The 10,261-nt window shown below is 34.4% G+C and carries 12 protein-coding genes; all 12 read left to right on the top strand.

Annotated elements, in window-relative coordinates:
* Positions 1–513 precede the first annotated feature (513 nt).
* The 12 genes from H4J66_RS01235 to H4J66_RS01180 all read left to right on the top strand — a co-directional run bounded on the left by H4J66_RS01235 (position 514) and on the right by H4J66_RS01180 (position 10,035).
* Complete coding sequence (locus H4J66_RS01235; protein ID WP_182169527.1) at positions 514–1,014, top strand: hypothetical protein; 501 nt, start codon at positions 514–516, stop codon at positions 1,012–1,014.
* 444 nt (positions 1,015–1,458) lie between these two features.
* On the top strand, positions 1,459–1,932 hold the full coding sequence (locus H4J66_RS01230) for a hypothetical protein (RefSeq protein WP_182169524.1): 474 nt from the start codon (positions 1,459–1,461) through the stop codon (positions 1,930–1,932).
* A 518-nt stretch (positions 1,933–2,450) separates the two neighbouring features.
* Positions 2,451–2,987, top strand: a complete 537-nt coding sequence (locus tag H4J66_RS01225; RefSeq protein WP_182169521.1) for a DUF7010 family protein — start codon at positions 2,451–2,453, stop codon at positions 2,985–2,987.
* Positions 2,988–3,088: 101 nt separating this feature from the next.
* Complete coding sequence (locus tag H4J66_RS01220) at positions 3,089–4,315, top strand: alpha/beta hydrolase-fold protein (protein ID WP_182169518.1); 1,227 nt, start codon at positions 3,089–3,091, stop codon at positions 4,313–4,315.
* Between the two features lie 115 nt (positions 4,316–4,430).
* Complete coding sequence (locus H4J66_RS01215; RefSeq protein ID WP_182169515.1) at positions 4,431–4,985, top strand: CbrC family protein; 555 nt, start codon at positions 4,431–4,433, stop codon at positions 4,983–4,985.
* Between the two features lie 104 nt (positions 4,986–5,089).
* On the top strand, positions 5,090–5,512 hold the full coding sequence (locus tag H4J66_RS01210) for a hypothetical protein (protein WP_182169512.1): 423 nt from the start codon (positions 5,090–5,092) through the stop codon (positions 5,510–5,512).
* A gap of 165 nt (positions 5,513–5,677) precedes the next feature.
* Positions 5,678–6,625 (top strand): hypothetical protein, encoded by a 948-nt coding sequence (locus H4J66_RS01205; protein ID WP_182169509.1) that lies wholly within the window; start codon positions 5,678–5,680, stop codon positions 6,623–6,625.
* Between the two features lie 182 nt (positions 6,626–6,807).
* Positions 6,808–7,275: a hypothetical protein gene (locus H4J66_RS01200; RefSeq protein ID WP_182169506.1), complete on the top strand. Its 468-nt coding sequence runs from the start codon at positions 6,808–6,810 to the stop codon at positions 7,273–7,275.
* Positions 7,276–7,433: 158 nt separating this feature from the next.
* Positions 7,434–7,637 carry a hypothetical protein gene (locus H4J66_RS01195; protein ID WP_182169503.1) on the top strand — a complete coding sequence of 68 codons (204 nt, stop codon included), beginning with the start codon at positions 7,434–7,436 and terminating at the stop codon, positions 7,635–7,637.
* 265 nt (positions 7,638–7,902) lie between these two features.
* Complete coding sequence (locus H4J66_RS01190; RefSeq protein WP_182169500.1) at positions 7,903–8,148, top strand: hypothetical protein; 246 nt, start codon at positions 7,903–7,905, stop codon at positions 8,146–8,148.
* Between the two features lie 690 nt (positions 8,149–8,838).
* On the top strand, positions 8,839–9,243 hold the full coding sequence (locus tag H4J66_RS01185) for a hypothetical protein (protein WP_182169497.1): 405 nt from the start codon (positions 8,839–8,841) through the stop codon (positions 9,241–9,243).
* A 495-nt stretch (positions 9,244–9,738) separates the two neighbouring features.
* Entirely contained in the window at positions 9,739–10,035 is a 297-nt protein-coding gene (locus H4J66_RS01180) for a hypothetical protein (RefSeq protein ID WP_182169494.1), read from the top strand.
* The last annotated feature ends 226 nt before the right edge of the window (positions 10,036–10,261 follow it).

Genomic DNA, 10,261 nt, shown 5'->3' with positions numbered 1-10,261 from the left:
CTTGGTTTATTACTTATATAAAAAGATAGACGGTGTATCAAACACATAACAAGAACTTCAAGAGGGACAAAATAAAGTTGGCTGTTTTGTTCACTCCGTTCACCTATTTTAGCCAACTCTATTTTTCCCCTTAAGTGGGCGTTATGCGGCATTGCGAATTCGATTAAATGTAATTTTGGGATTTGTCTTTTCTTTAACTTGGTTATTTACGCGTAATCAAATCTATTTCACTTTTTGGTTAAATAGTTTTTCGCCAAAGTAGGTAAGTGATAAATTCACTTTTCATTAGTGGCTCAAAATTCACAGTTTAGTGTGTCGCAATGCTGTGAGTTTTTTAAATGTGTATTTTATGTCGTTAATATTTATATAAATTGTACGGTTTGTGTTAATGTAAAAATCGCATAACAAGGCATTCAAACGGACAAAAAACAGTTGGCTGTTTTCACTTCGTTCAACATTTTAGCCAACAATTTTTTGCCGCTTAATGTGGCGTTATGTTTCTAGGAGAGTTTGGTGAAGTATTCACTGTTAATTCTAATCTTTATTCCTTTTATTTTATTTGCTACCCCAAGCGAATTAATGAAATCTGCATATATGAGTTCTCTTTCTATTAAAGAGTTTCATTTAACTCAAAAGGCACTCTTTGATATCTGCAAACCTGAAATTGAAGACCATGAAAAATTCAACAAGTGGTTAATCTCAAAACAGTCGGAGTTCGCCCTCGCAGAGAGCATTAGAGTGCTATTTGTTAATAAAGGTGTCGAAAATAAAGGTAGTGCTTTGAAAAAGGTATTCACGCAACACTTAAATACAATCGACTCTAAAGTTGCTCAAACAATCATGCCTTTTACTTCGGCACAAGAGCTCGACAAAACTAAGGCATGCAACAATTGGTGTGATGCCATTTCGAATCCTAATTCTGCATTGTTATTGCGTTACAAAAACAAAATTGATTTTCTAAAGAGTAACTTTAAAGAAATTAATAAAGCTATAAATTCGGCTAGTAATTGGTAGAAACATAACAAGAAATTAAACAAGGACAAAAAACAGTTGGCTTTTTGTTCACTTCGTTTACTTATTTTAGCCAACAATTTTTTGCCTGTTAATTAGGCGTTATATGCTATTAAAACGTAGCTTTAGATAAAGTGCTTTCTAGTGCGTAGTTTTTCGCTAAAACTGGTTTAACGCAGATCACTAATAAGCTTTGCCTAATTACCTTTTTCAAAGGTGCAAAGCTATTAGTTTTGTTCAATCTTTAACGTGTAGCGTAAAAATTCACGGTTAGGTTTTATATTACGGGCAACTTAAGTTATTGTAATATTTGGTTTTACCAGCGTTGCATATAACAAGTTGCTTAAACGGACAAATAACAGTTGGCCAGCGCTTCGCGCATTATAGCCAACCATTATTTGCCCCTTAGCAAAACGTTAGGTGCACAGGACGTGAGGCGTATTCATCATGAACCGTAAATGGATTCCAATACTTATTCTTTTTGTTTGGCTCAGTCAAGCAGGCTCAAGTAGTTTAAAGAACATTGAATATGGAGAGATAGTTTCTGGACTGTCGCGCACCTCGGAGATTGGCGAATGCAAAATATCTGTCGATATCACCAGATCTTGGCCGTTCTCTTGGACAGCACGTTCTGCGAGTATAAATGTAATGAGTCAGGATATGATTTTAACTTCTTTCACTAGTAAGTTTAATGTGCCAGATAGAACATTCCTAAAATCACATAATACCAGTTATCACTTTACTTGGAGTCGTCAATTAGGAGACAAGTTTGTTGCATCTTTTGTCGATGTAGAGGTAAAACCAAATGGTAGCGTCCATGCTGTTAACATTGGTAATTGCCCTAACTATCCAGATAATAACGAATTAATAGGGAACTTAGAGCATTGTAATTCACCTGTTCAGGTAATAAAGTGCACCTAACAAGAATTTCAAGCAGGACAAAATACAGTTGGCTTTTTGTTCACTACGTTCACCTATTTTAGCCAACTATATTTTGCCTCTTAAATGGGCGTTAGTTGGTACCGCTAATAAGCGTAATATTTTATCGTAAATTCGGTGTATTCTACATTGGCTTTGCATGTGTTTCGCTCAGTTTTCGCCATTTGCTTTTGGTTGTTAACCAGCGAAATCCAACCTCATTTGTCAATTTAAGGTTTAGTGTGTTCGCTTCAACACATGAAATTTAGTGGCTCAAAGTTCAACCTTTTGTACGTAGCGGTACGGGTATTTGTATTCTTCCGTATCACTCAATATTATGGTAACTTGTTGTTAATTTGGTGCTTTAAATACCAAGCAACTAACAAGAACATTAAACGGAAAATTTACAGTTGGCTGTTTTTCGTTCCTCAAACATTTTAGCCAACTATAAATTTCCGCTTATGTAAGCGTTATGTGCTTAGAGAATGATGAGCATGCTTCAATTCAAGGAAATGAATATTTTGACATTAGATGATTATAGAAACGAATTTGAAAAATCTTCAAACAGATCTGTTTCAATGCCAATAGCAGGAATAATTGTTTGGGGGTTAGTTGCACTTTTAAGTACTCAATTTAATGAAAATATCTCTGTATATATTTTACTTTTTGCTACAGGTGGGATTTTTCCAATAGCTTTAATTATTGCTAAAATTAGGAAGGAAAATTTAGTTTCATCATCAAACCCTTTAGCAAAGTTGATGGGACTGTGCATCTTAATGGTTAATCTTCTCTGGGCTGTTCACATTCCATTGCTTTTAAACGCCCCTGAATTTGTTCCTTTAAGTTTAGGGATTGGGCTAGGACTTCATTGGGTGGTTTATTCATGGATAATTAATCATCCTGTAGGCATAATTCATGCGGTGTTGAGAAGCATTTTAATCGTAGTAGCTTGGTACTTGTTTCCTAATGATGGTCTTTTGGCTATTTCTTGCGTTATTGTTTTAACCTATTTAATAAGTATTTATCAAATGTTAACTAGAAGCGTACACAGCACATAACAAGAAAATCAACAAGGACACGTAACAGTTGGCTACGTTTCGCTTCGCTACACAATTTTAGCCAACCATTACTTAGCCTGTTATTTAGGCGTTAGGTGCTTATGCAGTTTCATCAAAATGGAGTATTTATGGTTAAGGTTTTTACACCGTTTATCTTGTTTATATTATTATCTTTTAATGCTGATGCTGATGCTAACGATATTAAGATAGGCGAGAAAAATACCCTGCAATCTAATATCTTGACAGAAAAAAGAGAGTACTGGGTTTCACTCCCAAAATCCTACAATAAGAATAACTATACAAAATATCCCGTACTTTATTTGCTAGATGGCGATATGCATAGTTTCTTTCAAACGTTTTCTGGCATGATCAATCAAATGAGCGTGGATGCTAGCCCAACGATTCCTGAAATGATTGTTGTTGGCATAGTGAGCCAAAATAGAGTGAGGGATAGCTCTCCAACAAACTCATTGACACAATATGGCGGAACTAAAAACCAAGCTCTAAATGTAACTGGTGGAGCGGGTAAGTTTATTAACTTTATTAAAAGTGAGCTCATTCCAACGATTGATTCAAATTACAGAACATCAGATTATAGGTTGCTCACAGGTTATTCATTTACCGGTCTACCGGTAATTCAAAGTTTATTCACTACACCAGATACTTTTAATGCTTATATCGCTATAGATCCTAGTATGTGGTGGGATAATCAATTCATGCTTAAGCAGTTAGAACCCTTTTATCAAAAACCGTCATTAAACAAACGTCGATTGTTTGTTGCTACTTCAGATCGAGTTAGCGATATTTACCCTAAAAATAACTATGTGAAGCAACTGATTGAAAAGTTAAATACAAAGCCAAAACAGGGGCTTTACTTTGATTCAATTACATTTGGATTAGATGAAAACCATCACACGATGCCAATTTTAAGTTTTTATAAAGGGTTACGTTCAATTTTTGATGGTTATATGATTGATGATCACGCGAGGTTCCGCCCTGCATCTGAGCTCAAATTGCATTTTGAAAAAATATCAGAGAAATTAGGAGCTAACTTTTATCTTTATGAAGATATCATCAATTGGTTTGGGTACGAGCGCCTATATAATGCTCAGTTTGGTATTGATATTGATAGAGCGATAGAGTTTTTTCTTTTAAATACTGAATATTATCCTTTATCAGCGAATGCATGGGATAGTTTAGGTGAAGGATATTTAGTTAAAGGTGAAAATAAATTGGCATTAGAGTCCTATAAAAAATCACTTAAGCTAAACCCTCAAAATGAAAATGCAAAAGAAAAAATTGAATCATCAGAGTTATTGGATAAATAGCACCTAACAAGGGTTTTCAAGTCGGACAAATTACAGTTGGCTTTTGTTCGTGCCTCACTTATTTTAGCCAACAGCAATTTGCCGCTTAAAACGGCGTTAGCCTTCTCGAGAGTATATGGAACTTCCAAAATTTAAGTATCACCCAGAACCACTTGTTACAGGTTCGGTTGAAGAATCTGATTGTGTTTGTGAGTGCTGCGGTAAAAGTACTGGGTTTATTTATACAGGTCTTCCTTATTCGGAGGAAGACTTAGAAGATTCAATTTGCCCATGGTGCATTGCCAACGGAGAAGCGCATAAAAAATTCGATGCTGAATTTACAGATCATGACGCAGTTGGTGATTATGGCTCGTGGTCAGAAGTTGCTCCTGAGATCAAAGAAGAAGTTGCTTTTCGTACACCTGGGTTTAGTGGGTGGCAAGAGCACAAGTGGTGGACCCATTGTAATGATGCGGCTTCCTTTATTGGATTAGCAGGTGCAAAAGAAATAAAAGAATTTGGTTCTGATTTAATTGAGCAACTAAAATCCGAAACTATTAAGACCTATAAAATAGGTGAAGAAGACTGGAATAACTATTTTAATGCTTTAGACGCCGATGGTTCACCAGCCGCATACATATTTAAATGTAATCACTGTGGGAAATTAGGGGGCTATTCAGACTTCGATTAAAAGAAGGCTAACAAGCCATTCAAGCAGGACAAATAACAGCTGGCTATTTGCTCCTTCGTCGCTTATTTTAGCCAACTATTATTTGCCTCTTAATGGGGCGTTATATGCAAACTATGAAATCAGCATTAGTCGCCGTAATTAGCCTTTTACTATGTTCTTGTGCCACTGTAACTAAATCGGTAGGGACATTCGATGTTATAGGCATAGTCGTAAATGCGGAAACTGGTAAACCGTTAAATGAAGTTAAAGTTGTTTTGTCACATGAGGCTGTTACTGCTTCCGATGGTTCAATTTCAATTGTATTAGGCTCAGCCTTTACAGATAATTTAGGTAACTTTTTTATTCCAAAAAATCCTACTGAAATTGTAGGTGGGGTTGGTGGGTTATCAGGCTACATAATGGAATGGTCTACCGTTAGTTTTATTAAAGATGGTTACTGTAAGCTTCGTAGTCCATACAAAAATAGCATTATTTCAAACAAAAATGCAATTGTTTTCAAACTTACTGAAAGTGTAAATTGCATATAACAAGCCATTCAAGCAGGACTTTTAACAGTTGGTTAGGTTCCGCTTCGCTACACATTATAACCAACAATTAAAAGCCTCTTAATGGGGCGTTAGCTGTACAAGAACTTGCATCGCACCTTTGTATTCCTCCATAATGGTTCTAATACAATCAAAGGATTGAAAATAATGGATTTATCTGCCGAAAAACTCGAACTTCATTACTATTTTAATGATTCATCTCATTCGATGAATGCTTTAGTTCGAAATCAATGCGAATCTGAGTTTTTAGCAATAGCTATGGAAGTTGCTAAAGAATTAGAGCTGTCGATTCAATTAGAGTCAGAAGCTTATCGTGAAGGTGGTTTGAAAGAAGCTTGGAAAGTAATTGGGAAGAATGGCGTCCAAGTATCTATTTTTATTTCAATCATGACTCTTGTTAGTTCAAGAATTCCATTTTCAGACCCAGAATTGGATCAATTGCAAAAGCAAAACCTGAGACTAAGTATTGAAGAGAAAAAATTAAGAATTAAGAAACTTAAAACCGAATTAGAAAGCGAAAAAGTAAATGATAATACGGTTGCTAAAGTTGCAGAGTCACTCGAAACAAATCTAAAAGTAGTGACAAGAAAGTCTAACTTTTATAAGCAGTTAAATAGATATAACAAAATAGAAAAAATAGGCTTAACGGCGTTAAATTCTGACGGAATGCCAATTACCGATGAACGTATCGTACTTCGGAATAACTTTAGAAACTTTATTATTCATTCCCATAACCTTACTCCTATTACTGTCGATGACGCTTTAGTTGAAATTATTGCGCCAGTCTTAAAAGAAGGCAGATATAAGTGGAAAGGTGTATATGAAAATGAGCCGATTTCATTTTCAATGAATGATAAACATTTCAACCTTGACGTCCTTAATGAAGTTATTAGTTTCAAACACGGTACGACAATCGAATGTGTATTATTAATTCATCAAAAACTCGATGAAACTGGTGAGATTCAGATTACTGGTCATTCTGTTTCCACTGTCATACGAAAAATTGACAGTGGACAAGAGCTTGAAACGCTTCAAGGTAAAAAATATAAATTTAATAAAAAGCAGGTTGAAGCACAGGCTGATTTATTCACCTAAGTACAGCTAACAAGAAATTCAACAAGGACAAAAAACAGTTGGCTTTTTGTTCACTACGTTCACCTATTTTAGCCAACCATTTTTTGCCTGTTAATTGGGCGTTATGTGTTCATCGCGTCCAATAGAAAGTATTGCTAGATTATTTTCTTTAGCTTGAAATTCATAATCTGATAGTTGAATGTATGAAAACTGTTATATATTACAAACCTGAGGTTTCAGAAAAAACCAGCCTTTTTAAAGAAGGATGTGCAGTAGCGATCGATCTTGAAGAGTGGTATGTAGAAGCACAAATTCACGAGCCACATTTTGACATTTCTATAAATACCTATTCAGCTATGTATGGTTATGGAGTTTTCGATATTTGGAATGAATTAATTTTAGATTATTGTGTTTATCGTCCATTTGATCAATATGAAGAAACAACGATACTCAAAAAAAGTTTACCTGAAGCATCTGTTCTATTAAGAAAATATATTCGTGAATTAAATGTAGAAAAATTAGAAACTGATTTATATCTTGGTGGCAATGATGAGGTTGAATACAGAATTGTTGTTGATATTAAAGCATTCATAAAAGATTTAATTAGTCTCGCCAATTTTATTGATGAAACAGCGACATACCCTAAAAAATCAATTGAGTTTTGGTTGTAGTTTTACATATAGAATAAACTTAAAGTTTGTATGAATTCGGCACACATAACAAGCAATTCAACAGGACTAAAAACAGCGGGCTGTTCGCTTCGCTCCATTTTAGCCCACAATTTTTAGCCCGTTAATTGGGCGTTATACATATTTTCATAGGACGTAGTTTGAAAACTCCAGAAGCATCAAAAGTGAGCAAATCAATATTTACCTTTGTTATCGGGTTTATAATTTTATTTGTTGGCATTGGTCTTAATAAAATTTTTGGCCTTGTTGATTTTGGTGTAATAATTACATTTTTTGGTTTTTTTGTTTGTGTATCCGGACTTCTAATTTATACATTTGCGGTAATCAAAAGTTGGTTTTCATGATCGCAATATGTTCCTATAATATTTCGGTGTAGACTATGTATAACAAGAAATTAAACAAGGACAAAAAACAGTTGGCTTTTTGTTCACTCCGTTCACCTATTTTAGCCAACTACTTTTTGCCTGTTAATTAGGCGTTAGGTGCCTATGGAGTCGTCCAATTAAATCTCTAAAAGTAGTCTTGATATCTCTTTTGTTTTTAACTGCCTTCGGAATTATTGTTGGCGGTAATGTTGGAATTGAAATCAACAAGCAAAAGATTGAAAATATGGATAATAATCCCGTCTATGTTGAATTATCGGAGAAAGTAAAGTCTGGAGAATTAGAAGTAAACGAAGAGTTAGGTTTAATTCTTGTTGAAGGCATGCGAGAAGCGCATGTTGATGCTGGTAATTATTTAGAAAGCATTTTTAAAGTATTTATTTATGTAGGTTTGTTTTTAAGTTTTCTTATCGTAATGCTTGCTTTTGTCACATGGCATTTATACAAGAAAAGCAGCATAGAAAGCACCTAACAAGTTACTTAAAAGGACGCAAAACGCTTGGCTTGTGCTCCTTCGTCGCTAATTTTAGCCAAGCATTTATGCGCCCATTAGTAAGGCGTTAGGCATTCCTAGAGTATGAGTGTATTTCTAATTTCATTTTTTGGTAGCATTTTAGCCGCGTTTTTAGTCAGCTGGATTAGGCGGAATAAAAAACCAGATCCAATACCAGCGAATAGCAATGAAATAGTTGAATTCCCGCGGTCAAGAACCATCATATTTGCAAGTGTTTGTGTTCTTATTGCTTGGGTGTGTATGCTAGTTTTTTTAATTTCTGTATTTTTGCCAACATTAGGAATCGAGAGTAATCTAATTTTAGTAATCTCTTTAATTTCTCTTCTTGTAATGGCTATTCTTTACCTGTTAACTTCTTTTCAATTAAAATGCAGTCATTGTCAAAAACGGGTGTTTTTTCAAATTTCTGAGAACCCGCCATTTAGTGTTAAATATAAAGGTTTAACTGGTTGGTCTTCAATAGTGTTACAGGTATTATTAATGAACTCATTTACTTGCATGCATTGCGGTAAAAAGTACAGTATTAAATCGAATGCCTAACAAGGCGTTCAAACGGACAAAAAACAGTTGGCTGTTTCACTCCGTTCACAATTTTAGCCAACAATTTTTTGCCGCTTAACGTGGCGTTATATTTCAGGATAATTCTGCATGGCAAAATATATTGTTCCATTTTTAATATTACTTTCTACGGCAACACAAGCAGAAGTTATAGAAATACTAAGCGTTGACCGTTCTGTATCGAGAAGTATTAATTTATCTTTCCCTAATGATAATAATATCAAGCCTAAGCAGGGAGACTTCGAAATAGATAACTACGTTCTTATGAGCAACGAATTAGGTGAGCGTTGGAGTGTTATTACATTAACTAATTTATCTGCGGGTAATCGTAATTTAGAACATGGACATTTAATCGCATTATTTGCTGACGGCAGTCGCACCAGCCCACTTGAATACAAGTTAAATTTCAAAGGTAAAGAAACACAATCTATTACTGTTTCTTTTGGGGAACATAAGTTTCCAATCTTGAGCATATATTCAAGCAATGAAATATAACAAGAATTTCAAGAGGGACAAAATAAATTTGGCTGTTTTGTTCACTCCGTTCACCTATTTTAGCCAACTCTATTTTGCCCCTTAAATGGGCGTTAGTTGGCACCACGAAATCACGTTAATATTTATGTGTAAAAACGGTATTTTCTAAATTAGTTTGATGGGTTACGCTTAAGTTTTCGCCATAGAAGTTTGGTTATGATCGCTAATAGACTTTACGCTTTTAAAGATACTTTTGCGGTAAAGTCATTATCTAAATTAACTGTGGTGTTTGGCTCAAAGTTCAGGGTTTAGTGTGTCGTGGTACTGGATGTTTTTGGATTCTTCCTAATATCCCACAAACATGATAACTTATTGTAAAATAGTTGCTTTTAATTAAAGTTCAACTAACAAGAACATCAAACGGAAAAATTACAGTTGGCTGTTTTTCGTTCCTCAAAATTTTAGCCAACTATAATTTTCCGCTTATGTAAGCGTTATGTTTCAAGGAAAGGTTAGGTGATAAAAAAATTTAAAAGCGTCATCTTTGCCTTAGCTTTACTTTGTATAGTTTTATTTTTTACTTTTCATTATTTAGATAAAAACTATGAATCATTAGTAAGTATTTATCTGTTTTTAACCTTCTGGGGATTGGACAAGTGTTTAGCTTGGCAACTTGGTGAAAAAATAGGTATAGCAAGTATGCTAGCCATACCTTCAGATGCACATAAAAACATTAGATTGTTAGGCTTATTAATTGGCTTTTTTCTTACTTTTTATATTATTAATCATTTGATTGCGCAAATTTCAACATAACAAGAAATTAAACAAGGACAAAAAACAGTTGGCTTTTTGTTCACTACGTTCACTTATTATAGCCAACCATTTTTTGCCTGTTAATTGGGCGTTATATATACTTAAGGATCGATGTTTAATATGGATATTAGTTATTGGATTGATTTAGTTGTAGCCATTATTCTTGGTAGCGTCTTAATACTTGTTTCCTTTGGCAAGTTAATTGATTTAACTTCTTATGGTATAG

This window comes from Colwellia sp. MB3u-55 (genome assembly GCF_014076785.1).
GTDB lineage: Bacteria > Pseudomonadota > Gammaproteobacteria > Enterobacterales > Alteromonadaceae > Colwellia_A.
Note: the sequence above shows the minus strand (reverse complement) of the source record. Positions and strands in the feature narration are given on the sequence as shown.